26 protein-coding genes and 1 pseudogene are annotated in these 24,398 nt (G+C 66.5%); 22 read left to right on the top strand and 5 right to left on the bottom strand.

The genetic code is table 11. From position 1 onward, the window contains the following. Window positions 1–4 precede the first annotated feature (4 nt). Genes ACIPK7_RS09820 through ACIPK7_RS09810 form a run of 3 tightly spaced genes read left to right on the top strand, consistent with a single transcriptional unit; the run spans window position 5 to window position 2,716 of the window. The gene (locus ACIPK7_RS09820) at window positions 5–775 is read left to right on the top strand and encodes a FliA/WhiG family RNA polymerase sigma factor (protein ID WP_225614841.1); all 771 of its coding nucleotides are present in this window, start codon (window positions 5–7) and stop codon (window positions 773–775) included. A 13-nt stretch (window positions 776–788) separates the two neighbouring features. After that, entirely contained in the window at window positions 789–1,661 is an 873-nt protein-coding gene (gene motA, locus ACIPK7_RS09815; protein ID WP_401087434.1) for a flagellar motor stator protein MotA, read from the top strand. Beyond that, on the top strand, window positions 1,658–2,716 hold the full coding sequence (locus ACIPK7_RS09810; protein WP_401087433.1) for an OmpA family protein: 1,059 nt from the start codon (window positions 1,658–1,660) through the stop codon (window positions 2,714–2,716). The genes motA and ACIPK7_RS09810 overlap by 4 nt, the downstream gene beginning before the upstream one ends. A gap of 5 nt (window positions 2,717–2,721) precedes the next feature. On the opposite strand, the gene ACIPK7_RS09805 is transcribed toward ACIPK7_RS09810, so the two are convergent. The 3 genes from ACIPK7_RS09805 to lafA all read right to left on the bottom strand — a co-directional run bounded on the left by ACIPK7_RS09805 (window position 2,722) and on the right by lafA (window position 5,211). Further along, window positions 2,722–3,210: a hypothetical protein gene (locus tag ACIPK7_RS09805; protein ID WP_192432360.1), complete on the bottom strand. Its 489-nt coding sequence runs from the start codon at window positions 3,208–3,210 to the stop codon at window positions 2,722–2,724. Beyond that, on the bottom strand, window positions 3,198–4,037 hold the full coding sequence (locus tag ACIPK7_RS09800; RefSeq protein WP_401087431.1) for a transcriptional regulator: 840 nt from the start codon (window positions 4,035–4,037) through the stop codon (window positions 3,198–3,200). The genes ACIPK7_RS09805 and ACIPK7_RS09800 overlap by 13 nt, the downstream gene beginning before the upstream one ends. A 292-nt stretch (window positions 4,038–4,329) precedes the next feature. Then, complete coding sequence (gene lafA / locus ACIPK7_RS09795; protein ID WP_192432358.1) at window positions 4,330–5,211, bottom strand: lateral flagellin LafA; 882 nt, start codon at window positions 5,209–5,211, stop codon at window positions 4,330–4,332. Between the two features lie 306 nt (window positions 5,212–5,517). Here lafA and ACIPK7_RS09790 point away from each other — a divergent pair, with 306 nt between their 5' ends. The 7 genes from ACIPK7_RS09790 (at window position 5,518) to ACIPK7_RS09760 (ending at window position 12,565) form a co-directional block, all read left to right on the top strand. Next, window positions 5,518–6,135 carry a CDP-alcohol phosphatidyltransferase family protein gene (locus ACIPK7_RS09790; protein WP_401087429.1) on the top strand — a complete coding sequence of 206 codons (618 nt, stop codon included), beginning with the start codon at window positions 5,518–5,520 and terminating at the stop codon, window positions 6,133–6,135. 63 nt (window positions 6,136–6,198) lie between these two features. Next, entirely contained in the window at window positions 6,199–7,956 is a 1,758-nt protein-coding gene (locus tag ACIPK7_RS09785; protein WP_192432356.1) for a bifunctional alpha/beta hydrolase/class I SAM-dependent methyltransferase, read from the top strand. Between the two features lie 8 nt (window positions 7,957–7,964). Next, a complete protein-coding gene (locus tag ACIPK7_RS09780; protein ID WP_401087805.1) occupies window positions 7,965–9,305 on the top strand; it encodes a phosphatase PAP2/dual specificity phosphatase family protein in 1,341 nt (446 codons plus the stop codon). Continuing rightward, window positions 9,295–9,741 (top strand): hypothetical protein, encoded by a 447-nt coding sequence (locus tag ACIPK7_RS09775; protein ID WP_401087427.1) that lies wholly within the window; start codon window positions 9,295–9,297, stop codon window positions 9,739–9,741. Before ACIPK7_RS09780 ends, ACIPK7_RS09775 begins: the two co-directional genes overlap by 11 nt. 14 nt (window positions 9,742–9,755) lie before the next feature. Further along, the gene (locus ACIPK7_RS09770) at window positions 9,756–10,385 is read left to right on the top strand and encodes a lysophospholipid acyltransferase family protein (protein WP_401087425.1); all 630 of its coding nucleotides are present in this window, start codon (window positions 9,756–9,758) and stop codon (window positions 10,383–10,385) included. Between the two features lies 1 nt (window position 10,386). Continuing rightward, the gene (locus tag ACIPK7_RS09765; protein ID WP_192432352.1) at window positions 10,387–11,316 is read left to right on the top strand and encodes a phosphatidate cytidylyltransferase; all 930 of its coding nucleotides are present in this window, start codon (window positions 10,387–10,389) and stop codon (window positions 11,314–11,316) included. A 187-nt stretch (window positions 11,317–11,503) separates the two neighbouring features. Continuing rightward, the gene (locus ACIPK7_RS09760) at window positions 11,504–12,565 is read left to right on the top strand and encodes an ATP-grasp domain-containing protein (protein ID WP_401087423.1); all 1,062 of its coding nucleotides are present in this window, start codon (window positions 11,504–11,506) and stop codon (window positions 12,563–12,565) included. Between the two features lie 60 nt (window positions 12,566–12,625). Here the strand turns inward: ACIPK7_RS09760 and flgA are convergent, their stop codons facing one another. Then, window positions 12,626–13,423, bottom strand: a complete 798-nt coding sequence (gene flgA / locus ACIPK7_RS09755) for a flagellar basal body P-ring formation chaperone FlgA (protein WP_168190521.1) — start codon at window positions 13,421–13,423, stop codon at window positions 12,626–12,628. An 86-nt stretch (window positions 13,424–13,509) separates the two neighbouring features. On the opposite strand from flgA, the gene flgB reads away from it, so the two are divergent. From flgB to ACIPK7_RS09695, 12 genes are all read left to right on the top strand, one after another. Continuing rightward, entirely contained in the window at window positions 13,510–13,875 is a 366-nt protein-coding gene (gene flgB / locus ACIPK7_RS09750; RefSeq protein WP_081518768.1) for a flagellar basal body rod protein FlgB, read from the top strand. 4 nt (window positions 13,876–13,879) lie between these two features. After that, window positions 13,880–14,308, top strand: coding sequence for a flagellar basal body rod protein FlgC (gene flgC / locus ACIPK7_RS09745; RefSeq protein ID WP_081518767.1), 429 nt, complete (start codon window positions 13,880–13,882; stop codon window positions 14,306–14,308). Further along, window positions 14,308–14,976 carry a flagellar hook capping FlgD N-terminal domain-containing protein gene (locus ACIPK7_RS09740; RefSeq protein WP_401087421.1) on the top strand — a complete coding sequence of 223 codons (669 nt, stop codon included), beginning with the start codon at window positions 14,308–14,310 and terminating at the stop codon, window positions 14,974–14,976. Before flgC ends, ACIPK7_RS09740 begins: the two co-directional genes overlap by 1 nt. A gap of 36 nt (window positions 14,977–15,012) precedes the next feature. Further along, window positions 15,013–16,200, top strand: a complete 1,188-nt coding sequence (gene flgE, locus ACIPK7_RS09735) for a flagellar hook protein FlgE (RefSeq protein ID WP_401087419.1) — start codon at window positions 15,013–15,015, stop codon at window positions 16,198–16,200. Window positions 16,201–16,209: 9 nt separating this feature from the next. Next, the gene (locus ACIPK7_RS09730) at window positions 16,210–16,938 is read left to right on the top strand and encodes a flagellar basal body rod protein FlgF (protein ID WP_401087417.1); all 729 of its coding nucleotides are present in this window, start codon (window positions 16,210–16,212) and stop codon (window positions 16,936–16,938) included. A gap of 27 nt (window positions 16,939–16,965) precedes the next feature. After that, the gene (gene flgG, locus ACIPK7_RS09725) at window positions 16,966–17,751 is read left to right on the top strand and encodes a flagellar basal-body rod protein FlgG (RefSeq protein WP_259758564.1); all 786 of its coding nucleotides are present in this window, start codon (window positions 16,966–16,968) and stop codon (window positions 17,749–17,751) included. 2 nt (window positions 17,752–17,753) lie between these two features. Further along, entirely contained in the window at window positions 17,754–18,416 is a 663-nt protein-coding gene (gene flgH, locus ACIPK7_RS09720; protein ID WP_401087415.1) for a flagellar basal body L-ring protein FlgH, read from the top strand. Between the two features lie 15 nt (window positions 18,417–18,431). Continuing rightward, complete coding sequence (locus ACIPK7_RS09715; protein WP_401087413.1) at window positions 18,432–19,535, top strand: flagellar basal body P-ring protein FlgI; 1,104 nt, start codon at window positions 18,432–18,434, stop codon at window positions 19,533–19,535. Further along, window positions 19,535–20,575, top strand: a complete 1,041-nt coding sequence (locus ACIPK7_RS09710; RefSeq protein WP_192432346.1) for a lytic transglycosylase domain-containing protein — start codon at window positions 19,535–19,537, stop codon at window positions 20,573–20,575. The genes ACIPK7_RS09715 and ACIPK7_RS09710 overlap by 1 nt, the downstream gene beginning before the upstream one ends. Next, the gene (gene flgK, locus ACIPK7_RS09705; protein WP_192432345.1) at window positions 20,572–21,939 is read left to right on the top strand and encodes a flagellar hook-associated protein FlgK; all 1,368 of its coding nucleotides are present in this window, start codon (window positions 20,572–20,574) and stop codon (window positions 21,937–21,939) included. The genes ACIPK7_RS09710 and flgK overlap by 4 nt, the downstream gene beginning before the upstream one ends. A gap of 22 nt (window positions 21,940–21,961) precedes the next feature. Further along, window positions 21,962–22,876 (top strand): flagellar hook-associated protein FlgL, encoded by a 915-nt coding sequence (gene flgL, locus ACIPK7_RS09700; RefSeq protein WP_401087411.1) that lies wholly within the window; start codon window positions 21,962–21,964, stop codon window positions 22,874–22,876. A 141-nt stretch (window positions 22,877–23,017) separates the two neighbouring features. Next, complete coding sequence (locus tag ACIPK7_RS09695) at window positions 23,018–24,064, top strand: hypothetical protein (protein WP_401087409.1); 1,047 nt, start codon at window positions 23,018–23,020, stop codon at window positions 24,062–24,064. 195 nt (window positions 24,065–24,259) lie between these two features. Here the strand turns inward: ACIPK7_RS09695 and ACIPK7_RS09690 are convergent. Beyond that, window positions 24,260–24,398, bottom strand: a pseudogene (locus ACIPK7_RS09690) (IS110 family transposase); the annotation flags it as partial.

The raw sequence follows: 24,398 nt of genomic DNA, 5'->3' as shown, positions 1-24,398 counted from the left end.
CGCCATGCACGCCCTTCGCGATCCCGCCCTCAGCTATGCCAGTGGCTCCGCTGGCCTGGCTGGCTACGACAGCCCCAACGGCGGCCACGCGTGCTTGTCGCCGGCGGCCGAGCAGCGCTGGATGATGCAGTACCTGCCGCTGGTGCGGCGCATCGTCAGCCAGCTGTCGCTGCAGGCCAACCAGGTGCTGGACCGCGAGGACATGGAGCAGATTGGCCTGATGGGCCTGCTCGAAGGGCTGCGCCGCTATGGCGAGCCGGATGAGCAGTTCGGCCGCTTCGCCGCGTTGCGCATTCGCGGGGCCATCCTCGACGAACTGCGCCGGCAGGACTGGCGTCCGCGCCAGGTGCGGCAGCAGGCGCACAAGGTACGCGATGCGATCCGCTCCCTGGCCCGCCAGCTCGGCCGGGTGCCCAGCGACGAGGAAGTGCTCGCCGCCACCGGCCTCGACGAAGCCGGCTACCAGGACTATCTGCGCGCCGAATCCTCCGAGGCCATCGAGAGCTTCGATGCGCTGCTGCAGAACGGCCACGACGGCGTGCAGGGCAGCGGCGATGCGCTGGAAGAGCGCGTGCTCAAGGAACGCCTGCTGGCCCAGGCACTGGAGCGCCTCAACGAGCGCGAGCGGTTGATCCTCAACCTGTATTACCAGCACGAGCTGAACCTCAAGGAAATCGCCCTGGTGCTGGAGCTGACCGATGCGCGCATCTGCCAGCTGATGAAGCAGGCGATCGGCAAGTGCAGCCGTTTCCTCAACGACCCCGACCCTCTCTGAAGAATCCACAACCATGCAGAAAATCATCGGCGCCCTGATCATCATCGCCGCCGTGCTCGGCGGCTACGCCATGGCCCATGGCGACATGCGTGCACTCTGGCAGCCGGCGGAGATGCTCATCATCCTCGGCGCGGGCCTGGGCACCCTGGTCGTCGCCAACCCGCGCGAAGTGCTGCTTGAGATGTGCTTGCAGATCAAGGGCGTTTTCGTCTTCAAGCGCCGTGGCGAAGAGTTCCAGCGCCAGTTGCTGATGCTTCTCTACGAGCTGCTGGAAATGGTCGACGTCGGCGGCTTGAAGGTGCTCGACGCGCATATCGAGGAGCCGGACCAGAGCGACCTGTTCGCCCGGTACCCGTTGATCCTCCAGGAAAAGAACCTGATGGCGTTCATCGCTGACAACTTCCGCCTGATGGCCATGGGCAAGATCAGCGCCCACGAGCTGGAGGGCTTCCTTGAACAGGAACTGGACGCCATGGAGCACGCCCTGCTGCAGCCGTCCAAGTCGCTGCACAAGGTCGGCGAGGCGATGCCGGGCTTTGGCATTCTCGCGGCGATCCTCGGCATCATCATCACCATGGGCAACATCGGCGGCTCGGTAGCCGAGATCGGCGCCCACGTGGCCGCTGCACTGGTGGGCACCTTCTTCGGCATCTTCGTCTGCTATTGCCTGATGGACCCGCTGTCCAACGCCATGTCGCAGCGTGTGAAGACCGAGCTGTCGGCGCTGGAGTGCGTGCGTACCACGCTGGTTGCCCACGTTGCCGGCAAGCCCACGCTGCTGGCGGTGGACGCCGGGCGCAAGCTGATCGAGCAGGACGTGAAACCGGCCTTCAAGCAGCTGGAGACCTGGGTCACCCGCTATGAGGAAGAGCGGGACGCAGCATGAAGAAACGTGCCGACAAGCACAGCGAAGTCATCATCAAGCGCCGCAGCAAGAAGGGTCACGATGATGAACACGGCGGTGCCTGGAAAGTAGCGTTCGCCGACTTCACCCTGGCGATGATGGCGCTGTTCATGGTGCTGTGGATCGTCCATCCGCAGACCGAGCCGCAGCCGGTGGCGGTGGGCGACCAGGATGCCAACCCGGTGGTCGATGGCGGCGCCGGCGTGTTCGATGGCGCCAGCCGCACGCCCATCGAGCTGGACGGCATGCCGCAGCCGATCAAGACCCCGGAGAAGCCCGCGCCGCAGCTCGCGTTGGATGCCGGCAAGCAGGGCAAGGCCGGCGACCAGGCGAAGGACTCCAGCGTGCAGCAGGACGGCGATGGTCGTCAGTACGACAGCAACGAGGACCTGCGCGAGCTGGCCGAGCTGATCCGCGAGGTGTCCGGCAAGGTCGACGCGCTGGCCAATATTGAGGTGACGGTGGTGCCGCAAGGGCTGCGCATCCTGATCAAGGACGACCAGCAGCGCTTCATGTTCGCCCGTGGCCAGGCAACCCTCGATCCGCACTTCCAGACCCTGCTCGGCGCGCTGTCCGGCGTGCTGGCCAAGGTTCAGAACAAGCTGATCCTCAGCGGTCACACCGATGCCGTGCAGTACCGCCGGCCGGATGGCTACAACAACTGGAACCTCTCCGGCGACCGCGCCCTGCGCGCGCGCAACGTGATGGTCGACAGTGGCCTGCCTGCCGCGCATGTGTTGCAGGTGGCGGCCCAGGCCGACGTCATGCCGCTGCGCCCGGAGGACCCGGAGAGCGGCGCCAACCGACGCATCGAAATCCTCCTGCTGACCCAGCGCGCGGAGAGCCTGTACCGGGAAATCTTCGGCGAGAGTTATGCCCAGGTGCACTACTCGGCGTCGGGAGCGAAGCTCATCGAGCCGCAGCCGCAGCCGCAGCCGCAGCCGCAGCCGCGGGGGACGGAGGTAAACGCGCCGGCTTCAGCGGCGCTCGAAACGACGGCTCCCGCCGACGCGGCGGAGCCAACGTTGAAGCTGTGAGCTGCTCAGCGATTACGCAGATGGCGCGGGCAGAACACCTGGCGCGTCTCCACGCCGTAGAGGCAGCCGCCCAGGGGTTCGAGGGTGATGCGGGCGCCGCGCTGGCGACCGTAGAGCAGGTTGAAGATCAGCTCGCTGTCCAGGCCGCTGTCGGCCTGCAGGTTGCTGATGCTGTTGTCCTCCACCTGCAGCTGGAAGCGCCCGCCCAGGTCGCTGCCGACCAGGCCGGAGACTTCGAGGATGTTGGCGTCCTGCTGGATCATCGAGTAGAAGCGTCCTTCGTGGAACATGGTGGTCTGGGCGATCTCCAACACCTTCCCGTTGCCCAGCAGCACCTGTCCGGAAGAGGCGTAGCGGCCGTCGATGGCCGAGGTGTTGTGGGCGTGCTTCCACAGCATGCCCAATGCCAGCGCCAGGCAGACGACGCCGAACAGCGAGATCACCAGGCAGCGGCGCGCCACGCCGGCCTGGCGGCGTAGGTTCAGTTCAGGCACTTGCGCAGCTGCTCCTGGGGAATCCGGGCGACCTGGCTCTCGTGGATCAGCAGCCAGTTGGAGTTGCCTTCGGGTTGCACGCAGACCAGTTCATAGAAGCCCGAGGTCATGTGCAGCATGAGGCCGATGGGGCGGCTGGCCAGGTCGGCCAGCTGGCGAGCCAGGGGGCGAGTGCTGCTGATCAGCCGTTGCAGGTCCTGTTCGTTGTCTTCGACGTAGGTGATCTGCAGGGAGCCCAGGTTCTGTTCGGCGGTGAGGACCGGGCTGCGGACCTGGGTGTAGTAGAAGGCGCCGGAGAGAACCAGCAGGCCGAGGATGCAGAGGCTGGCGGCGGCGAGTTTCAGGCGCCGCAGATTCGGCGGTCGCAACCCGGGAGCGGCAACGATCTCCTCCAGCGGAATGACTTCCGGGGTAGCGTCGGTGACTTCCGCGTCCAGTTCGCTGGCCTGGCCGACTAGGTACTGCGGATTGAACATGTAGCCGCGGCGCGGCAGCGTCTGGATGATCTGCCGCTGCTTCTCGTCCGCCAGCACCTGGCGCAGGGTGTAGATCTGCTGGTTCAGGCTGCCCTGGCCGACCACCCGGTCGGACCACGCATGGGTCAGCAACTCATCGCGCGCCACCACGTCACCCGGGCTCTGCAGCAGGCGTTCGAGCACGCGACTACCGGAAAAACCCAGGTCGATACGCTCCACCTGGCCATCACGGTCGAGGTCGAGTTGATAGAGCGCGGGATAGAACTGCGCGACGCAATCGGAGCGCCCGGTGCGGAGGGTCAGGCAGGCGATCGGCCGACTGTCCGCTGGCGTGGAAGTGAGTGTGTTCATCTTGCCCTTGCGAGCCGCTCCCTTGACGGTCGCGGGGAAACTCCATTTGTCCATGGAGGCAGAGGCATTATTTTGACGTCAGAAAAATGTGGGTGCAAGTTCTGAATTTTGCACACTCGTGCTTGCAATTTTCACGCAAGCCTTGAAACCGCTGATGCAGAGGGGCTGCGCCGCGACCGGTGGTCGCAACGCCATCGGTCAGCGTACCCGCAGACAGCACAACGCCCCGTCGAGGCGGGGCGTTGGCGGATCAGGGCGCGCGAGGCGGGGGCTCCTCGCGCTGGCCGGGGGCTTAGCCCAGCAGGCCCATGATCATGCTGGGCATCTGGCCAGCTTGCTTGAGCATGGAGATGCCGGACTGCATCAGCATGGAGTTCTTGCTCATGTTGGCGCTTTCGACGGCGAAGTCGGCGTCCATGATGCGGCCTTTGGACAGGTCGGTGTTGTCCTTCATGTTGGCCAGGTTGTTGGAGGTGTGCTGCAGGCGGTTGATGTTCGCACCGAACTGCGCGCGCAGGCTGCCGATGGCGTCCAGCGCGGAGCTGGCGTTATCGATGGCGGTGTTGGCGTCGGTGATGGTTTCCAGCTCGGTGCCGGCAGCCGGGGTAGCGGCGAACTGCTTGGTCAGGGTACCGAAGGCGTCGGTGACGGCCTTGAGCTGGGTGGCTACGTCGACGTTCAGGGTCTCGGCCTTGTCCGAACCGATCTGGAAGGTCACGCCACCAGTGGTGCCGAACTTGCCGCTGGCGCCATCGACGCCGAACAGCGCGTCACCGGCGAACTTGGTGTTGGAGATGATGTTGGTCAGCTCCTTGCCCAGCTCGTTGAACTCGGCCGACAGGGCCTTGCCGTCGTCGGTGGAGTTGGTGCCGTTGGCAGCCTGGGTGGCCAGGTCCTTCATGCGCTGGGTGATATCGGTCAGTTCGCTGAAGGCGCCGTCGGCGGTCTGCATCAGGGAGATGGCGTCGCTGGTGTTGCGCATTGCCACGTCCATGCCGCGCGATTGGGCATTCAGGCGGGTGGCGATCTGCAGGCCGGCGGCGTCGTCGGCGGCGGAGTTGATGCGCAGGCCGGTGCCCAGGCGCTGCTGGTTGGTGGCCAGCAGGCTGTTGGTCTTGCCCAGGTTGGTCTGGGTGATCAGGGAGGAGTAGTTGGTTTGAATCGACAAGGCCATGGTGGACTTCCTGTATGAGCTGAATGAAGCCGGCGTTGTGCCTGCTGAAGGGGTAAGGCGACAGCTCGCGGGGAAGGATTAAGGGTGGATGAAAAAAAATTGGCGCGGGGATTCCGGCGATACCGGCCGGCGCCGCGCGGGCATCGCCGGCCTAACGCATGTGTCCTTTTGCTCCGGAGCGGTCATCTATGTTGTTGAGACGTATCTGACAGCCCTGGCGCCGGGGTGCGGCTAAGCTCCCCGGGTCCACAAGGCTGTGGATCGTTCGTCCGAACACCTTGTTCCGAACTGTGAGAAAGGAACCTCATGATCTCCGTCTACCAGCTCAAGTCCCGTTTCCAGAACCTGCTCCGCCCCATGGTTACCCGCCTGTACGAGCGCGGCGTCACTGCCAACCAGGTGACGCTGGCCGCCTGCGGCCTTTCGCTGCTGGTGGCGCTCACGGTCGCGCTGCTGGCCGGCCACGCCTGGATATTCCTGCTGATCCCCTTGTGGATGTTCCTGCGCATGGCACTCAACGCCATGGACGGCATGCTCGCCCGCGAGTTCGGCCAGCAGTCGAAGCTGGGCGCCTACCTCAACGAACTCACCGATGTCATAGCCGACAGCGCGCTCTACCTGCCGTTCGCCCTGCTGCCGGGCGTGAGCCCGGCGCTGGTGGTGCTGGTGGTCCTGCTGGCGGTGATCAGCGAATACGCCGGCGTGCTCGGGGTGATGGTAGGTGCCTCCAGGCGATACGACGGGCCCATGGGCAAGAGCGACCGCGCACTGTGCTTCGGCGTTTTCGGCGCGGCCGTGGCGGCTGGGCAACTGCCGCTGGCCTGGCTGAATCCACTGCTGGTGCTGCTGGCACTGCTGCTGGTGCTGACTATCTTCAACCGGGTGCGCCAGGGGCTGGCCGGGCAGAAACAACCACAGGCCTGAGCCAGGGCCGCCATCTCAGGACGGGGACCGGACAGTCCCGCAAGCCATCGAACAGAGGAAGTTATGCGCGAGTCTTCGAATCACCACTTCGTTACCCATGACGGCGTCGAGCTGTTCTACCGCCACTGGCCGGCCGCCGCCGGCAGCGACGAGCCGCGCCGCGCGGTGTTGCTCTTCCATCGCGGCCACGAGCATTCCGGGCGCATCGGCCACCTGGCCGACGAACTCGACCTGCCCGGCTTCGACGTCTTCGCCTGGGATGCCCGCGGCCATGGCCAGTCGCCCGGCGCGCGCGGCGACAGCCCGAGCTTCGGCACCAGCGTGCGCGACGTGCAGACCTTCGTCGAGCACATCGCCTCGACCTACGGCATCGCCATCAGCGACATGGCGGTGGTGGCGCAGAGTGTCGGCGCGGTGGTCGCCTCCACCTGGGTGCACGACTACGCGCCGCCGATCCGCAGCCTGGTGCTCGCCTCGCCGGCGTTCAAGGTCAAGCTCTACGTGCCCTTCGCCCGGCCGGGCCTGAAGCTGGCGCGCTGGTGGCGCGGCAACTTCTTCGTCAACAGCTATGTGAAGGCGAAATTCCTCACCCACGACCCCGAACGCATCGCCTCCTATGACAGCGACCCGCTGATCGCCAAGGCCATCTCGGTGAACGTGCTGTTGGGCTTGTACGAGGCGGCCGACCGCGTGGTGGCCGACGCCCAGGCGATCCAGGTGCCGACGCAACTGCTGATCTCCGGTTCCGACTTCGTGGTTCACCGCAAACCGCAGCAGCGCTTCTTCGACAACCTCGGCACGGCGCGCAAGGAGCTGCACATCCTGCCCGGCTTCTTCCACGACACCCTCGGTGAGCTGAACCGCGGGCAGGCGACCACGCGCGCGCGGCGCTTCATCCTCGAGTGCTTCGCCCGCCAGCCCGAACTCGCCGACCTGCGTGGCGCCGACCGCTTCGGCTACACCTGCGCCGAGGCGGAAGCTCTGGCGACGCCGCTGCCGGCCTGGTCGATCCGCGATCTCTACTGGCGTGCGACCCGTGCCAACATGCGCCTCGGCCGGCTGCTGTCCGACGGTATCAACCTCGGCTTCCAGACCGGCTTCGATTCCGGCAGCACCCTGGATTACGTCTACCGCAATCATCCCGCTGGCGCGGGGCCGGTGGGCCGCATGATCGACCGCACCTACCTGGAGTCTGCCGGCTGGCGCGGCATCCGCCAGCGCAAGGTGAACATCGAGGAACTGCTGCGCCTGGCCATGGCCAGCCTGCGCGAGCAGGGCCGCGAGGTGCGCATCCTCGACATCGCCGCCGGCCACGGGCGCTACATTCTTGAGGCGCTGCAAGGCCTCGAGACGCTGCCCGAGAGCGTGCTGCTGCGCGACTACAGCGATCTGAACGTGCGCGAGGGCTCGGCGCTGATCGAGCGTCTGGGCCTGACGGAGCGCGCCCGCTTCGTGCAGGGCGATGCCTTCGACAGCGCCGACCTCGCCGCCGTCGAGCCGAAGCCGACACTGGCGGTGGTCTCCGGCCTCTATGAGCTGTTTGCCGACAACGCCATGGTCAGCGGTTCGCTGGCCGGCCTGGGCGAGGCGGTGGAAGAGGGCGGCTACCTGATCTACACCGGCCAGCCCTGGCACCCGCAACTGGAGCTCATCGCCCGTGCGCTGACCAGTCACCGTGCCGGCCAGGCCTGGGTGATGCGCCGCCGCACGCAACTGGAGATGGATCAGCTGGTGGCCGCCGCCGGGTTCCGCAAGCTGGCCCAGCGCATCGATGAGGACGGCATCTTCACCGTCTCGCTGGCACGCCGGGAGCGCAGCTGATGGCGTCGATGCCGGCGCGTGATCCCGGAGTCCTGCGGCGTGCGGTGATCTGGCTGCTGTTCCTCGGGCCGTTCTTCTTCCTCAGCTATGGCTTCGCCAACTGGGTGGCGGGGCAGCGCGAGTCGGTCGGAGTCCTGGTGTTCGACTGGGAGCGCGGTACGCCGCTGTGGCCCTGGACGATCATCCCGTACTGGTCCATCGACCTCCTGTACGGGCTGTCCTTCCTGCTGCCGCGTACCCGGCGCGGGCTGGATTGCCACGCCCTGCGCCTGCTCACCGCGCAGGTTGTTGCGGTGGCCTGCTTCCTGCTGTTTCCACTGCGCTTCAGCTTCGAGCGCCCCATGCTGGACGGCTACTTCGGTGTGCTGTTCGACCTGCTGATGGGCTTCGACAAGCCGTTCAACCAGGCGCCCTCGCTGCACATCGCCCTGCTGGTGATCCTCTGGGTTGCCTACGGTCGCTACGCCAGCGGCGCATGGCGCTGGCTGCTACACGGCTGGTTCGCGCTGATCGGCCTGTCGGTGCTGACCACTTGGCAACACCATTTCATCGATGTGCCGACCGGTGCGCTGCTGGGCTTCTTCTGCGTCTGGTTGTGGCCCCGGGAGGTGCGCTCGCCGCTGCGGGCGTGGAGCCTCAGTGGTGATCCGCAACGGCGTCGGCTGGCGGCACTCTACGCCGGCGGGGCGCTGCTCTGCCTGGTGTTGGCGCTGGCCGGGGGCGGCCTGTGGCTCTGGCTGTGCTGGCCGGCGGTCTCCCTGGTGCTGGTCGCGCTGTGTTACCTGGGGATCGGCACGGTGGGCTTCCAGAAGCGCCCGGACGGCCGCCATTCGGTGGCGGTCTCCTGGCTGCTGGCGCCTTATTGGCTTGGCGCGTGGCTCAATGCGCGCTGGTGGACGCGGCGCCATCCGCAGCCGGACGAAGTGCTACCGGGCCTCTGGCTCGGGCGCCTGCCGGACTGGTACCAGCCCCGGTATCTGCCGAGCCTGTCGATACTCGACCTGTGCGCCGAGCTGCCCTGCACCGCGCAGGCCCGTCGTTACGAGTGCCTTCCGCTGCTCGACCTGGTAGCGCCGAATGTCGAGCAGTGCCGGCAAGGCGCGGAGCTGATCCAGCGACTGCACGCCGAAGCCCCTGTGCTGGTGTGCTGTGCACTGGGCTACTCGCGCAGCGCCACGATAGTAGCGGCGTGGCTGCTGATATCCGGCCGTGCGGCCACGCTCGAGGATGCGCTGGCGCAGGTTCGCCACGCGCGTCCACAGGTGGTGCTCAAGACCGAACAACTGGCCGTGCTGGCGCAGATCGCCGGCCAGCCGAACCTGTCACAGGAGGTGAGTCATGTCGGTTGATCCCGCGCTGATCCTGGTGGCCAGCCTGCTGCGCCGCGGCAGCAGTCTCAACGGCCTGTCCTCGGCACTCACCGTGCTGGCGCTGGCGCTCGGCTTCTACGGCGTGCTGATGGCCAGCGCCACTCTGGCGTTCAGCCTGAGCATGGCATTGCTGGTCCTGCTCGGGCTGGTGCAGAAGTTCTATGCCATGCGCGTGGCGCTGGACGCGGACCTGTTCGAAGCCATGGCCAATGCCGGAGAGGCGCTGCAGGAGAAAACCCGCCAGCTCGACGAGGCGCTGGCCACCTATGCCGGAGTGCCGGCGGACAAGGCCGGCCGCCCCTGGAGCGAGCGCAGCCGTGGCGCACTCGTCCTGCTGCGCCGGCAGGTGCAGCTCTGCGCGGTGCAATGGCTCGTCGCGCTGCTGTGCCTGATCACCCTGACCTTTCAATCCTGAGGAATCCACCCGCAATGCTGGAACGACTCTTCGCCTACGCCATCATCGCCGGCGCCCGCGCGGTGACCGGCCTGCGCAGCCTGTGGATCGGCACCACGCCGATCCCGGCGCAGCGCATCTACTATGCCAACCACAGCAGCCATGGCGATTTCGTCCTGCTCTGGGCCTCGCTCCCGCCGGAGCTGCGGTCCCGCACGCGACCTGTGGCCGGTATGGACTACTGGGGCAAGGGCGGCCTGCGTGGCTTCATCATCAACCGCGTGTTCCATGGCGTGTTGATCGACCGCACGCGCGGCGCCGAGGGCGGCAACCCGCTGGAGCCGGTGGAGCGCGCCCTGGCCGACGGCGATTCGCTGATCCTCTTCCCCGAAGGCACGCGCAACCTCGATGAGGAAGTACGCCTGCTGCCGTTCAAGAGCGGCATCTACCACCTGTCCAAGGCCCATCCGCAGGTGGAACTGGTGCCCGTGTGGCTGGACAACCTCAACCGCGTGATGCCCAAGGGCCGCGCGCTGCCCTTGCCGCTGTTGTGCACCCTGAGCTTTGGCGCACCGCTGGTGGTGGAGGAGGGCGAGGCCAAGGAAGCCTTCCTCGAACGCGCCCGCGAGGCGTTGCTCAAGCTCGCCGCGCCGGAGGGTCGCTGAAATGAACCAGACCTGGCTGCTCTTCGGTGGCATCGGCGCCATCCTCGTTCTCGCCTCGCTGGTCGGCGCGGTGCTGCGCTGGAAAGCGCCGCCCGGACCGCACGCGGTGATCGACAACCTCAACGCGCGGATCAACGCCTGGTGGGTGATGGTCGCGGTGATCGGCTGCGCCTTCGCCCTCGGCCACTGGGCGGTGATCCTGCTGTTCTATGGCGTGTCGTTCTACGCCCTGCGCGAGTTCCTCACGCTGATGCCGACCCGGCGCAGCGACTATCCGGCGCTGGTGGCGGCGTTCTACTTCGTGCTGCCGATGCAGTACCTGCTGATCGGCATCGGCTGGTACGGGCTGTTCTCCATCTTCATCCCGGTCTATGTGTTCCTGCTGCTGCCGATCCTCGCCTCGCTGGGCGGTGACTCCAAGCACTTCCTCGAGCGCGCCTCGAAGGTGCAGTGGGCGCTGATGCTGGCGGTGTTCTGCATCTCCTACGTGCCGGCGCTGCTGACCCTGGAGATCGCCGGCTACGAAGGGCGCAACCTGCTGCTGATCGCCTTCCTGGTCATCGTCGTGCAGCTGTCCGACGTGTTGCAGTACGTCTGCGGCAAGCTCATGGGCAAGCGCAAGATCGCGCCGAACCTGTCGCCGTCCAAGACCCTGGAAGGCTTCATCGGCGGCGTCACGCTGGCCACGCTGATCGGCGGCGCACTGTGGTGGATCACGCCCTTCAATTTCTGGCAGGCGCTGCTGATCGCCCTGATGATCAACATCCTCGGTTTCTTCGGCGGGCTGGTGATGTCGGCGATCAAGCGCGACCGTGGGGTGAAGGACTGGGGCCACATGATCGAAGGCCACGGCGGCATGCTCGACCGCCTGGACTCGGTGTGTTTCGCCGCGCCGGTGTTCTTCCATTTCGTCCGCTACTGGTGGACCTGACCCCCGTCGGAAATCCCCCAGGCGCTCCGGGGTAACCACTCCGGAGCGCCGGTTCGCGGCTACGCTTGCTCTATTCCTTCGGGAATGTCGTACGGCAACGGAGTGTTTGGGCGTAAGCAGTCGAATCTTCACGGGGCCATGAAGCAATGAGCACTCTCTTTCCGCAAATCACCGGCGGGGCTGCATCTTGAACGGCCCGGCGGGTGGTTTCCGGTTTACCTGCCTGGTCACCGCCATCGGCTCCTACTCCGCCGAATCGGTGATCTCATCGCTGCGCGAGCACTGGGGCGCGCGGGTGGTGGGGACCAATACCCAACCCCGCAACTGGTGCGCCACCTCCGCTTTGCTGGATACCTTCCATCGGGTTCCGGCGGCGAGAAATGTTACCGAGTATGTGGAGCGCATCCTCAGGATCTGCGAAGCCGAGCAGGTGACCCATGTGGTGCCGCTGATCGACCCCGAGGTCGATGCCTTTGCGCTGCACCACGAGGCGTTCGCCGAACGCGGCATCACGCTGTGCATGCAGCCCCTGGAGACCATTCGCGTCGCCCGCGACAAGTGGCTGGTGCACCAGGCCTTCCGCAACGATGCGCTGATCCGCACCATTCCCACCTGGCGCCTGGAAGACCTGCCCGTACCGGGGCTGGACCTGCCGCTGATCGCCAAGCCGCGCGACGGGCGTAACTGCGAAGGGCTGATGCAGGTGCGCGACGCGGATTTCCTGCACTACGTGCGCAAGCGTTTCTCGGACCGCGACTACATCGTGCAGCCACTGCTGCCGGGTGAGGTCTGCGTGGTGGACGTGGTACGCCAGCGGAGCAGCGGCGACTGGGCGGCCATGGCGCGCCAGGAACTGGTGCGCACGCCGACTGGCGCGGGCCTGACCGTGCGCATGCTGGCCGATCCGCAACTGGTCGAGATGGCCGGACAGGTCGCCCGCGTGCTGGACGTGAACGGCTGCATCAATATGGAGTTCCTGGTGCAGGACGGCGAGGCGCTGCTGATGGACGTCAACCCGCGCTTCTCCGGCGGGATCGCCTTCAGCCACCTGTCCGGCTACGACATGGTCGCCAACCACCTGCGCTGCTTCCGCGAGGCGCCGCTGGATGCGCCGGTGCTGCCGGCGCCGAGCATCCACGCGCGGCGGCTGGTGGAGGTGACCACGTTTGCCGCGCCGGCTGCTGCGCCCGAAGCCATCGTCGCGCTGCCGGGCTCGCTGGGCCGCGGTGACCGCAGCGCATCACTGTAGGAACGGACCGTGACCGCGACCGTCCTGCAGGGGGGGGGTAGGCAGTGAGCGGGTGCAGCATCAGAAGATGCTGCTCACCTCGCCTGACGCCGTCACCTTCGCCTCGATGATCTTCTGGCTGCGCAGGTTCTTCACGCGGATCACTTCGTCCTGCTTGCCGTTGGCCAGCGCCTCGCCGACGGCGCTGGCCTGGATGCCGTCCTGGCTGGCGACGATCTTCACCTGCTGGCCGCGCCGCACCAGCATTGCTCCATCGAGCAGTGCCGGCGTCAGCGGCTGGTCGGCGCGAATGCGGCGGCGGGCCGTCTTGCCGGCCACCTCGGCGATATCGGTGAAGTAACCCCGCGAGCTCTTGCCGAGCTCCACCGGCGCGAGCTTGAGTTGCGCCGCGTCCAGCGTCTGGCCGCGCGCGATCTCGCCGCTGGCGACCACGGTCGGCAGGTACACCGTGGGCTGGCTGATGAAGGTCACCGGCCAGCCGGACTGCCCTTTGCAGGAGGCTTCGAAACGCCGTCGCGCGCTGACCGCGGCCGGCGCTTCGAGCGCACGCAGCTGCGGGCCGCCGGGGCAGGCGGCGAGCTTGCCCAGGCTGTTGGGCAGGTTGTTGTTCACGGTGAAAGTCATGCCTTTCCAGCCGGCCTTGCGCGCGGCTTCCTTCAGCTCGGCAGCGACCTGCTGCTGCGCGGCAGCGTCGAGTTGCGCGCGCGCATCCTGGGCTTGTGCCAGGGCGGGAAGCAGCAGGAGGAAGCAGGCGGAAAGAGCCTTTCCGCATCCCGCCGCGCGGCGCGTCGAAAGCGGAAAAGCCGCGTTGCACGCGCTGTTTCGCGTCGCGCGTAAAGCCTTGTAAATCAACGACATGAAGCGATATTCCGGGGTGGGCATGCTTTGTGCTCTGTCGCTGCGCACACCGAAAGATGGCCGAACGACGAGAGCGGGTTGCGCGAATGAGTATACGGTTTGACGAGACCCTGGGTATCCACGAGAGAGCCCTCTCGCTGCACATGCAGCGCAGCGAAATCCTGGCCTCCAACCTGGCCAACGAAGACACCCCCGGCTTCAAGGCGCGGGACATCGACTTCGCCGCCGAGATGCAGCGCCAGGACAGCTCCAGCGTGCTGCTGGCGAGCACCAGCGCCGCGCGCCCTGACCTGAAGTACCGCATCCCCAACCAGCCTTCCCAGGACGGCAACAGCGTGGAGCTGTCCACCGAGCAGGCGGAGTTCTCGCGCAATGCGATGGATTTCCAGACCAGCCTGACCTTCCTGACCATGAAATTCCGCGGCCTCAAGCAGGCCATCGAAGGACGTTGACGCCATGGCATTCGATTCCATCTACCGCATCGCCGGCTCGTCTATGAACGCCCAGACCGTGCGCCTGAACACCGTGGCGAGCAACCTGGCCAACGCCGACTCCGCCGCCAACAGCCCGGACGCCGTGTACCAGGCGCGCAAGCCGATGTTCGCCGCCGTCTACGAGAACGACCAGCTCACCCGTGGCGCCGGCATGGGCGGCGCCCATGTGCAGGTGCTCGACGTGGTGACTTCCGGCCGCTCGCCGCAGCGCCGCTACGAGCCCGGCAGCCCGCTGGCCGACGCCACCGGCTACGTCTACTACCCCGACGTCAACGAGATCGAAGAGATGACCGACATGATGTCCGCCACCCGCAGCTTCGAGACCGGCGTGGAAGTGCTCAACCGGGTGAAGAGCATGCAGTCCAGCCTGCTGAAACTGGGAGACGCCTGATGAGCACGGTCAATAACGACACCAGCACCACTACCAGCGGCACCTCGACCGACACGCCCAAGCAGGCGGTGAACCTCGGCGAGATGACCGACATGGAGAACAGCTTCATCACCCTGCTGGTCGCCCAGGTGCAGTACCAGGACCCGACCAAGCCGGTGGACAGCACCGAGTTCATCAACCAGTACTCGGCCATGGCGCAGGTGAAGAGCATGCAGAACATGACCACCCTGCAGCAGAACAACCTGGTGCTGATGGACAACCTGCAGACCCTCACTGCCGCAGGTCTCGTCGGCCAGGAAGTGAAGGTCAGCGCCGACAGCCTGCAGCTGGACGGCGACAAAGTCAGCGGGCAGATCACCCTGGAGCACGCCTCGGCCACCACCGTGCTGCAGCTCACCGATGCCAACGGCGTGCGCACCGACATCACCCTCGGCCCGCAGGAAGCCGGCGCCGTGCCCTTCAGCGTGGACCCGCAGGCGCTTGGGCTGAAGCCCGGCAAGTACAGCCTGGCGGTCAAGACCGAGAGCGGCGAGACGCCGGGCATCGAGGTGTCCGGCCTGGTGCACAACGTCCGCGTTAGCGCCGATGGCCCGGTGCTGGAAGTCGAGGGTGCAGGGTCGGTGCCCTTCTACAAGATCGTCGAATTCAGTCAGGGCCGGGCCGCCTGAGCGCCTGCTTCCCCCCTCTTAGGATGAGATAACGCCATGAGCTTCAACATCGCCCTGACCGGCCTGAACGCCGTCACCCAGCAGCTGGACACCATCAGCAACAACATCGCCAACTCCGGCACCGTCGGCTTCAAGTCCTCGCGCACCGAGTTCAGCAGCGTCTACGCCGACAGCAAGGGCATGGGCGTGGAAGTCGCCGGCACCACCCAGAGCATCAGCCAGGGCGGTTCGCTGGTGTCCACCAACCGCGCCCTGGACCTCGCGATCTCCGGCGGCGGCTTCTTCGTGGTCAAGAGCGGCAACGGCGACACCCAGTACACCCGCGCAGGTGTGTTCGGCCAGGACAACGCCAACTACCTGGTCAACGCCACCGGCCAGCGCCTGCAGGGTTACCCGACCGATGCCGCCGGTAACCTGCTGGTGGGTACCGTTTCCGACCTTCAGGTGAAGACCGCCAACCTGCCGGCCAAGGCCACCGACAAGCTGGAGTTCGTCGCCAACCTCGACTCCAACGAGACCGCGCCGACCGTCTCGCCGTTCGACCCACAGAAGGTGGAGACCTACAACTCCACCTACACCAGCAAGATCTACGACTCTCAGGGCAAGGAACACACCCTGACCCAGTACTTCGTGCTGACCGGCACCAACACCTGGGACGCGCACTACGCGGTGGACGGCAATGCCGTCGGTGCCACCCAGTCGCTGACCTTCGCCCCGGACGGCTCGCTGTCCTCGCCGATCGCTTCCGTGCCGGTGAGCTTCACCCTGCCGGGCGTCGATCCGATGAACATCGCCCTGGACTACACCGGCACCAGCCAATACGGCTCGGACTTCGTCGTCACCACCAACCGCACCACCGGCTACGCCGCCGGCGAGCAGACCGGCATCGCGGTGGAGAACGACGGCAAGGTCTACGTCAACTACAGCAACGGCCAGCGCATGCTGCAGGGCCAGGTCGCCCTGGCCAACTTCATCAACAGCGGCGGCCTGCAGAACCAGAGCGGCACCGCCTGGACCGAGACTTCTGCGTCCGGCGCCCCGCTGATCGGCGTGCCCGGCATCGGCCAGTTCGGCTCGCTCTCGGCCGGCAACCTGGAAGGTTCCAACGTCGACATCACCCAGCAGCTGGTGGGCCTCATGGAAGGCCAGCGCAACTACCAGGCGAACACCAAGGTGATGACCACCGACAAGGAACTCACCCAGGTCCTGTTCTCGGCCATCTAAGGACACCTCATGGATCGCCTCGGCTACACCGCAATGACCGCCGCCAGCCGCAGCATGGCGGCGCTGGACGTGCGCGCGAACAACCTCGCCAACGTCAACACCCCTGGCTTTCGCGCCGACCTGGAGCACGCCACCGCCGTCGATGTGAGTGGCGCCGGCTATGACAGCCGCCACCTCGCGCGCATCGAGAGCAGCGGCGTGGACATGAGCGCCGGCACCCTGATGGCCACCGGGCGCGACCTCGACGTCGCCATCCAGGGCAATGGGCTGCTCGCCGTGCAGAGCGGCAACGGCGAGGCGTACACGCGCCAGGGCAATCTCGAGATCGACGCCGACCGCCAGTTGATGATCAACGGCCGTGCCGTGCTCGGCGAAGGTGGCCCGATCACCCTGCCCGAATACGACGCCATCGCCATCGGCAGCGACGGCACCATCTCGGTGATGCCGCGGGGCGACTTCATGATGACCGACGTCGACCGCCTCAAGCTGGTGGACGCCCCGGCTGCCTCCCTGGTGAAGAACGCCCAGGGCTTGCTGGTGAGCAAGGACGGCCAGAACGTCGCCGCCAGCGAAGACGTGCGACTGCTCTCCGGGCACCTGGAGCAGAGCAACGTCTCGGCCATCGACCAGCTGGTGGGGACCATGAGCCTGAACCGCCGGTTCGAGACCCAGGTGAAGATGATGAAGGCCGCCTCGGATCTTGCCGAGGCCGGCGACCGCATGATCCGTGGCGGCTGACGCGCGGCACGCAGACAGGAGCACAACATGAGTTCGGCACTTTGGGTCAGCAAGACCGGCCTGGCAGCCCAGGACACCGCGATGTCCACCGTGGCCAACAACCTGGCCAACGTCAACACCGTCGGCTTCAAGAGCGACCGCGCGGTCTTCGAGGACCTGTTCTACCAGGTACAGCTGCAACCCGGCGCCCAGGCTGACCAGGTCAACACCGTGCCCTCGGGCATCCAGCTGGGCAGCGGCGTGCGCGTCGTCGGCACGCAGAAGGTGTTCACCGAAGGCAGCATGCAGACCACCGGCCAGCCCATGGACCTGGCCATCGTCGGCAGCGGCTTCTTCCAGGTCGAGGCGCCCAACGGCGACACCTACTACACCGAGAACGGCCAGCTGCAGCTGAACAACGAAGGCATCGTGGTCAACGCCCAGGGCCTGCCGCTGACGCCGAACATCGAAGTGCCGGCCGGCGCCAGCCGCTTCACCGTCGGCAGCGACGGCATCGTCACCGCGGTGCTGCCGGGCGAGACCCTGCCCACCGAGCTGGGCCAGATCACCCTGGTCAACTTCACCAACCCGGCGGGCCTGGAAGCCATCGGCGGCAACCTCTACAAGGAAACCGCCGCCAGCGGCGAGCCGCAGGAAGGCACGCCGGGCGAGGAAGGCCTGGGCACCCTCAAGCAGGGCGTGCTGGAAGGCTCCAATGTGCAGGTGGTGGAGGCGATGGTGAACATGATCGCCATCCAGCGCGCCTACGAGGCCAACGCCAAGGTGCTCGACGCCGCGTCGGGCATGCAGCAGTTCCTCAACCAGACGGTCTGACCATGACGCGCCTTGCCCTGCTGCTCGCCCTGGCACTGCTCGCCGGCTGCCAGAGCTTCGACGAGATGCTGCCGGACGAGGATTCCTCGACCTACCAGCCCCCGGAGCTGGACTACAGCCAGCCGCCGACCACCAGCGGCGGTCTGTTCCGTTCCGGCTATGGCGGCTCGCTGCTGCGCGACAAGCGCGCCATCGGCGTCGGCGACATCGTCACCGTGGTGCTCAGCGAGTCCACCCAGTCGAGCAAGAGCGCGGGCACCAGCTTCGGCAAGCAGTCCAGCCTGGACGTGCCGGTGCCGACCATCCTGACCAAGGAATACGGCGGCCTGGAAAGCTCCGCCACGGCCAACCGCGACTTCACCGGCTCGGCGAAAAGCTCGCAGCAGAACACCCTCTCCGGCTCCATCGCGGTGACCGTGCACAAGGTGCTGCCCGGCGGCGTACTTCTGGTGAAGGGCGAGAAGTCCCTGCGCCTGAACCAGGGCGACGAGTTCATCCGCCTCACGGGGCTGGTACGCATCGACGACATCAACCGCTCCAACCAGGTGTCCTCGCAGAACGTCGCCAACGCAAAGATTTCCTACGCCGGGCGCGGCGTGCTCAACGACAGCAACTCGGCCGGCTGGCTGACGCGTTTCTTCACCCATCCGCTGTTCCCGATGTAAGCAGGCGAGCCCTCCATGCGTAGACATCTTTCCCGCCTGCTGGCGCTGCTCTGCCTGTCCTGGCAGGCGCAGGCGCTGGCCATTCCGCTGCTGGACCTGGTCGACATCGAAGGCGTGCGCGAGAACCAGCTGATCGGCTACGGCCTGGTGGTCGGCCTCGACGGCACCGGCGACAAGAACCAGGTGAAGTTCACCAACCAGTCGGTGGCCAACATGCTCAAGCAGTTCGGCGTGAACCTGCCGCCGAACGTCGACCCGAAACTGAAGAACGTCGCCGCGGTGAGCGTCACCGCCAGCGTGCCGCCGTCCTACAGCGCCGGGCAGACCATCGACGTCACCGTGTCCTCGTTGGGCGACGCCAAGAGCCTGCGTGGCGGCCTGCTGCTGATGACGCCGTTGCAGGGCGTGGACGGCGAAGTCTATGCGCTGGCCCAGGGCAATCTCGTCGTCGGCGGCCTGCATGCGCAGGGCCAGAGCGGCTCCAGCGTGTCGATCAACAGCGCCAACAGCGGCCTGATCCCCAACGGTGCGACCATCGAGCGGATGATCCCCAGCGACTTCGCCCAGCGCCCCGACGTGATGCTCAACGTGCGCAAGCCGAGCTTCCAGACCGCCAACCAGGTGATGAACGCAGTCAACGAGCGCTTCGGCTCCGGCACCGCCACCGCGCTGGACGGCACCAAGGTGTCGGTGCGCGCGCCGGTCAGCCTGGCCCAGCGCACCAGCTTCATGGCCATGCTCGAAGGCATGGAGGTGCAGGAAGGCCGTACCCGGCCCAAGGTGGTGTTCAACAGCCGCACCGGAACCGTGGTGGTCGGCCAGGGCGTGCGCGTGAAAGCCGCCGCCGTGGCCCACGGCACGCTCACCGTGACCATCAGCGAGAATCCCCAGGTCAGCCAGCCGGGGCCCTTCTCCAACGGCACCACGGCGGTCACCCCGCAGTCGGACGTCTCGGTCAGCCAGGACAAGAAACCGATGTTCAAGTGGCCCGAGGGCACCAGCCTGGAAAGCATCATCAACACGGTGAACAGCCTGGGCGCCACGCCGGATGACGTGATGAGCATTCTCCAGGCGCTGGAGCAGGCAGGTGCGCTGAATGCCGAGCTGGTGGTGATCTGATGAGCATCACCTCGCTCAATCGTCCCATAGTGCCCAGCGGCCAGCCCGGCGAGTCGCCCGAGCAGGTCCGCCGCGAGCAGTTGCAGGCAGCCTCCGAACAGTTCGAGGCGATGTTCCTGCAGCAGATCCTCAAGCAGATGCGCAAGGCCGGCGACGTGCTCTCCGCCGGCAGCCCGCTGCGCAGCCGCGACCTCGATACGATGCGCGACTTCTACGACGAGGCGCTGGCCGAGCACCTGGCCTCGCGCAAGCAGACCGGCATTGCCGACCTGCTGGTGCGCCAGCTGTCTGCCGAGCCTGCTGACACCACCGAGCCGGTGGCGCTCGCCGACAGCGGTGAAGCGCTGCGCCGGCCGTCGGTGTCCAGCCGCAACCCGCTGGTGGACACCTGGCAGCGTGGCATGGACCGTCTCGCCCACGCCTGGCAGCAAGGCACGGCGGGCTTCCGCACCCTGGTGGACAGCGTGATCGGCCAGGAGTCCGGCGGCAACGCCGCCGCCGTTTCGCCCAAGGGCGCGCGCGGCCTGATGCAGCTGATGCCCGACACCGCCCGCGAAGTGGCCGGCGAGCTGGGCTTGCCCTACGACGAGCAGCGCCTGACCAGCGACCCTGCCTACAACAAGGCGCTGGGCAGCGCCTACCTGGGCAAGATGCTCGACCGCTACGACGGCCAGCACGTGCTAGCCCTGGCCGCGTACAACGCCGGCCCCGGCAAGGTGGACGAGTGGCTGAAGAACAACGGCGACCCGCGCACCGGGCAGATCGGCATGGCCGACTGGGTGCGCAGCATCCCCTTTGAGGAAACCCGCGACTACACCCTCGGCGTGCTCCGCCGCGTGCGTGAGGCCCAGGCGCCTGCGCAGCTTCCCGGCAGCGGCCTGTCGCCCGAGAGCGGACTGAAGCACGCGCCGCAGGACGGATTTAAGCGCCACGCCGATTTCGTCGCCTATCAGGGACAACAGCCTGAAATTGTTTCCCGACCGGCCTCGGCGGCCTTTGCCCAGCCGATCCGCCTCGAGTCGAAGGAGAATGCCTCTTGAGTATGTTGAGCCAGATCGGCTACAGCGGCCTGCGCGCGGCGCAGATCGCCCTGGCCACCTCCGGCCAGAACGTCGCCAACGCCAACACCCCTGGTTTCAGCCGGCTGAGTCCGGTGCTCGCCTCGCTGGCCGGCGAGGGTGGCCTGAACGTCGGTGGCGGCGTGACGGTGACCAGCATCCGCCGCATGGCCAACGACTTCCAGAACCAGCAGCTGTGGCGGGCCACCACCGAGCAGAGCTACTACGACAGCGGCCAGCAGTACCTGTCCGCGCTGGAAGGCCTGATGGGCGGCGAGGGTTCGAGCATCAGCGTCGGCCTGGACAACTTCTTTGCCGCGCTCAGCGAGGCCACCGCCACTCCCGGCTCGGTCGCCCTGCGCCAGCAGATCGTCAACGAGACCAAGAACCTCACCCAGCGCTTCAATGGCCTGTCCGGCAACATCGACAGCCAGCTGCGCGCCCTGCAGGAGCAGCGCGGCTCCATGGTCGGCGAGATCAACGGGCTGACCGCCAACCTCGCCGCGCTGAACAAGCAGATCGTCGAAGTCGGCTCTTCCGGCGGCGACACCACCGCGCTGCGCGACCACCGCGAAAGCCTGGTTCAGGACCTCTCCAAATACGCCTCGATCCGCGTCAACGAAGTGGCCGACGGCTCGCTCACCGTTTCCCTCGCCAACGGCCAGCCACTGGTGGCCGGCAACTCCGCCGGGCAACTGGCGATCAGCCGCACCTCCAGCGGCGAGCAGGAGATCGCCCTGACCTTCGCCGGCACCAGCTTCCCGCTGGCCCAGGACGGCATGGGCGGTTCCCTCGGCGCGCTGTTCGACACCGAGTACGACACCCTGCGACCGAACCAGACCGCTCTGCATGAGATGGCGGGGCAGTTCGCGCAGATGGTCAACGACACCCTGGCCAATGGCTTCGACCTGAAAGGTAACCCTGGCCAGGCGCTGCTGACCTACAACGCCGGCAGCACCACGGCGATGCTCAGTGTGAACGACCTGAAACCCGAGGAGCTGGCACTGTCTGACACTGCGGGCGAGTCCGGCAACAACGTGAACCTGCTGGCGCTGCTCGATCTCAAGGGCCAGTCGATCACCCTCTCCGGCAGCCAGGTGACCCTCAACGACGCCTTCGCCGGCCTGCTCGGCAAGGTTGCCAGCGCCAGCCGGCAGAACCAGGCCGACCAGAAGACCGCCACCACCGTGGCCGCCCAGGCGCAGGCGCAGCGCGACAGCGTCAGCGCAGTGAGCCTGGATGAAGAGGCGGTCAACCTGATCACCTACCAGCAGGCCTACCAGGCCAACATGAAAGTCATCAGCACCGCCAAGGAGCTGTTCGATTCGATGCTCGCGGCCTTCTAGGTCCCTGGCTAAGGAAAGCACCATGCGCATTACCAACGCACAGATCACCGCGCTGATGGGCGGCTCGATGAACAGCAACTCGGCGGCCCTGGGCAAGCTGATGCAGCAGATGTCCAGCGGGCAGCGCATCCTCCAGCCCTCCGACGACCCCATCGCCAGCGTGCGCATGCTGCGCATCCAGCGTGAGGAAGCGAGCCTGGCGCAGTACCGCACCAACATCGGCAACGTCTCGGGCAACCTGTCCACCCAGGAAACCAACCTGCAGGCGACTTCGGACGCGATGCTCAACGTGCGCGACCTGCTGCTTTGGGCGGCCAACGGCTCCAACACCGGTGGCGACCTCAACGCCATGGCCGGTGAGCTGGAGAACATCGAGAAAACCATCGTCAGCTTCGTCAATGTGCGCGACGAGGAAGGCCGTTATCTGTTCTCCGGGACTCTGAGCGACACCGCTGCGGTGACCTACGAACCGCTGACCGACACCTACGTCGCCACCGGCAACGACAAGTCGCGCCAGGCGGCCGTGGCGAACGGCGTGCAGGTGGAAGAGAACGTCACCGCGCTGGGCGTGTTCGGCAGCAACATGGACTTTCTCAACCAGTTGCATGCCACGGTAAAAATGCTCAAGGACCCGGCGCTGGACGTCACTGATCCTGCGGTGCACGCCCAGATCGCGGCGACCATCGACAGCCTCGACGGCGCCCACGACGGCGTGCTCGGCGCCATCACCGAACTGGGCGGCCGGCAGAATACCCTGACCATGCTCAATTCGAGCAACGAGGAGGTGTCGCTGGTGAACCAGAAGATCAACGGCGAGCTGTCGCAGCTGGACTATGCCGGCGCGAGCATCGACCTGAACACCTACCAGCTGGCGCTGCAGGCCACGCAGAAGACCTACCTGAAGCTCAACGACCTGTCGCTGTTCAGTCGCCTGTAAGTTTCTTCGTAGGGGAGCCGGGCCGCGCCGCAAGGAGGTCTGGACGCCAATCGGCGGCGCAGCGCCCGGCTCCCCTACTTTTTATCCCGCCTCCGCCCGGCCACAGTGCCGGGCGGAAGCACATCCGGTGCAGAGGTCACCATGAAGGTCATCAAGCAACTGCCGGCCGCTGCGGTATTCGACCCGAGCGCCCGCCGCGACGTCATCCTGCCCTCCACCGGCGAGCGGCAGAACGCCCTGCGCAAGAACGATGAGAAAAGTGAGAACGCGGCGCAGATGGCGCGGGGCGCGCAGAAGAGCGGCAGCTTCAACCTGCAGCTGAACCAGCAGTTGTCCTCCATACAGTCGGCCGACAGCTACCTGGGCGACCTGCAGGACCGTCTGGGCGGCCTCAAGCTCAACCTCAGCCGCGAACTCAGCGCGCCGCAGTCCCAGGACCGCGAAGGCGTGCGCCAGGCCACCCGGCAGGTCAATGAGCTGCTGGAGCAGCGCGCCCAGCGTTCGGACGGCAGTCTCGACGCCAACTTCCGCCTGCGCCTCAACGAACCGGTGCGTAGCCGCTTCAGCCTCGAAGGACTGGAGTCGGTGCAGGATATCCAGCGCTCGGGCAAGGAAACCCTGCTGTTCAGCGCCGGGCGCCAGCTCGGGGAACCGGCGGCGGTGGTGCTGGACGATGGCATGAGCACCGAGCAGGTGCTGCGCCGCTTCAACGCCACGCTCGGCCAGGCCGGCATCCGCGCCGAACTCGATAGCGACGGTGCGTTGAAGTTCTCCGCGCCCGAGGCCGACTGGCAGCAGCTCAAGGGTCAGCTGGCGGTGCAGGGTGAGGGCAAGCTGTTCGCCAAGGGCAAGAATACCCGGCTGAAAAGCCAGGAAGAGGGGCTGCTGGCGTTCCCTACCGAGATCAAGACCGATGCCTTCCGCGAGCAGCGTCAGCTGCTCGACTCAGTCGTCTCGGCGCTGGATCGCATCGGCGGCCTGCGTGATCAACTGCGCCATCGCCAGGACGACATCCGCGACTTCCTCGACCGCCATGCCAGCGAGGACGAGCGCGAATGGGCACACCACTTTGCCGCCTCGATGCTCGACCGCATGGGGCGTAGCGCCACGCACTACAGCGCTGCCGCACAGACGGTGGTGGCACAGGCCAATCTCAGCCGCTTCGCGGTGGTGAGTCTGCTGGCCTGATTCGCTTGGGTCTTTCGTAGGGCGCATAACGCGCCAGCGTTATCCGCCGAGCGGGTGGCGGCGGATAACCTGTTCCAGGTTATGCGCCCTACGTTCTGGCCTGATGGATCGAAGGGCGTCCTGCGGACGCCGATCGCGGGCGTGGCCCGCTCCTACAGGGCTGCAGCGGCAAGGCTTTTGTAGGAGCAACTGTCTTCACACGGCACCTGTCCTCCAACCGGTGCCGTCTCTCACCATCGCGTTGATCCGCACGATCAGTACGCGCATGCATGCCACTAATGCGACCTTCGGGCACCGCCCCTTGTCCCGTAGTTTTTGGTAGCGATCAGCAAAC

It is taken from the genome of Pseudomonas sp. NPDC086581 (assembly GCF_044746165.1).
Classification (GTDB): Bacteria; Pseudomonadota; Gammaproteobacteria; order Pseudomonadales; family Pseudomonadaceae; genus Pseudomonas.
Note: the sequence above shows the minus strand (reverse complement) of the source record. Positions and strands in the feature narration are given on the sequence as shown.

Excerpts from the sequence above, each read along its gene's own strand:
- lafA (WP_192432358.1), bottom strand. The coding sequence starts at position 5,211 with ATGGCCTTGTCGATTCAAACCAACTACTCCTCCCTGATCACCCAGACC.
- flgH (WP_401087415.1), top strand. The coding sequence starts at position 17,754 with ATGACGCGCCTTGCCCTGCTGCTCGCCCTGGCACTGCTCGCCGGCTGC.
- flgA (WP_168190521.1), bottom strand. The coding sequence starts at position 13,423 with ATGTCGTTGATTTACAAGGCTTTACGCGCGACGCGAAACAGCGCGTGC.
- ACIPK7_RS09710 (WP_192432346.1), top strand. The coding sequence starts at position 19,535 with ATGAGCATCACCTCGCTCAATCGTCCCATAGTGCCCAGCGGCCAGCCC.
- ACIPK7_RS09810 (WP_401087433.1), top strand. The coding sequence starts at position 1,658 with ATGAAGAAACGTGCCGACAAGCACAGCGAAGTCATCATCAAGCGCCGC.
- ACIPK7_RS09765 (WP_192432352.1), top strand. The coding sequence starts at position 10,387 with ATGAACCAGACCTGGCTGCTCTTCGGTGGCATCGGCGCCATCCTCGTT.
- ACIPK7_RS09785 (WP_192432356.1), top strand. The coding sequence starts at position 6,199 with ATGCGCGAGTCTTCGAATCACCACTTCGTTACCCATGACGGCGTCGAG.
- ACIPK7_RS09770 (WP_401087425.1), top strand. The coding sequence starts at position 9,756 with ATGCTGGAACGACTCTTCGCCTACGCCATCATCGCCGGCGCCCGCGCG.
- ACIPK7_RS09780 (WP_401087805.1), top strand. The coding sequence starts at position 7,965 with ATGCCGGCGCGTGATCCCGGAGTCCTGCGGCGTGCGGTGATCTGGCTG.
- ACIPK7_RS09775 (WP_401087427.1), top strand. The coding sequence starts at position 9,295 with ATGTCGGTTGATCCCGCGCTGATCCTGGTGGCCAGCCTGCTGCGCCGC.
- ACIPK7_RS09695 (WP_401087409.1), top strand. The coding sequence starts at position 23,018 with ATGAAGGTCATCAAGCAACTGCCGGCCGCTGCGGTATTCGACCCGAGC.
- ACIPK7_RS09740 (WP_401087421.1), top strand. The coding sequence starts at position 14,308 with ATGAGCACGGTCAATAACGACACCAGCACCACTACCAGCGGCACCTCG.
- flgB (WP_081518768.1), top strand. The coding sequence starts at position 13,510 with ATGAGTATACGGTTTGACGAGACCCTGGGTATCCACGAGAGAGCCCTC.
- ACIPK7_RS09715 (WP_401087413.1), top strand. The coding sequence starts at position 18,432 with ATGCGTAGACATCTTTCCCGCCTGCTGGCGCTGCTCTGCCTGTCCTGG.
- ACIPK7_RS09820 (WP_225614841.1), top strand. The coding sequence starts at position 5 with ATGCACGCCCTTCGCGATCCCGCCCTCAGCTATGCCAGTGGCTCCGCT.
- ACIPK7_RS09800 (WP_401087431.1), bottom strand. The coding sequence starts at position 4,037 with ATGAACACACTCACTTCCACGCCAGCGGACAGTCGGCCGATCGCCTGC.
- motA (WP_401087434.1), top strand. The coding sequence starts at position 789 with ATGCAGAAAATCATCGGCGCCCTGATCATCATCGCCGCCGTGCTCGGC.
- flgE (WP_401087419.1), top strand. The coding sequence starts at position 15,013 with ATGAGCTTCAACATCGCCCTGACCGGCCTGAACGCCGTCACCCAGCAG.
- flgL (WP_401087411.1), top strand. The coding sequence starts at position 21,962 with ATGCGCATTACCAACGCACAGATCACCGCGCTGATGGGCGGCTCGATG.
- ACIPK7_RS09730 (WP_401087417.1), top strand. The coding sequence starts at position 16,210 with ATGGATCGCCTCGGCTACACCGCAATGACCGCCGCCAGCCGCAGCATG.
- ACIPK7_RS09790 (WP_401087429.1), top strand. The coding sequence starts at position 5,518 with ATGATCTCCGTCTACCAGCTCAAGTCCCGTTTCCAGAACCTGCTCCGC.
- flgC (WP_081518767.1), top strand. The coding sequence starts at position 13,880 with ATGGCATTCGATTCCATCTACCGCATCGCCGGCTCGTCTATGAACGCC.
- flgG (WP_259758564.1), top strand. The coding sequence starts at position 16,966 with ATGAGTTCGGCACTTTGGGTCAGCAAGACCGGCCTGGCAGCCCAGGAC.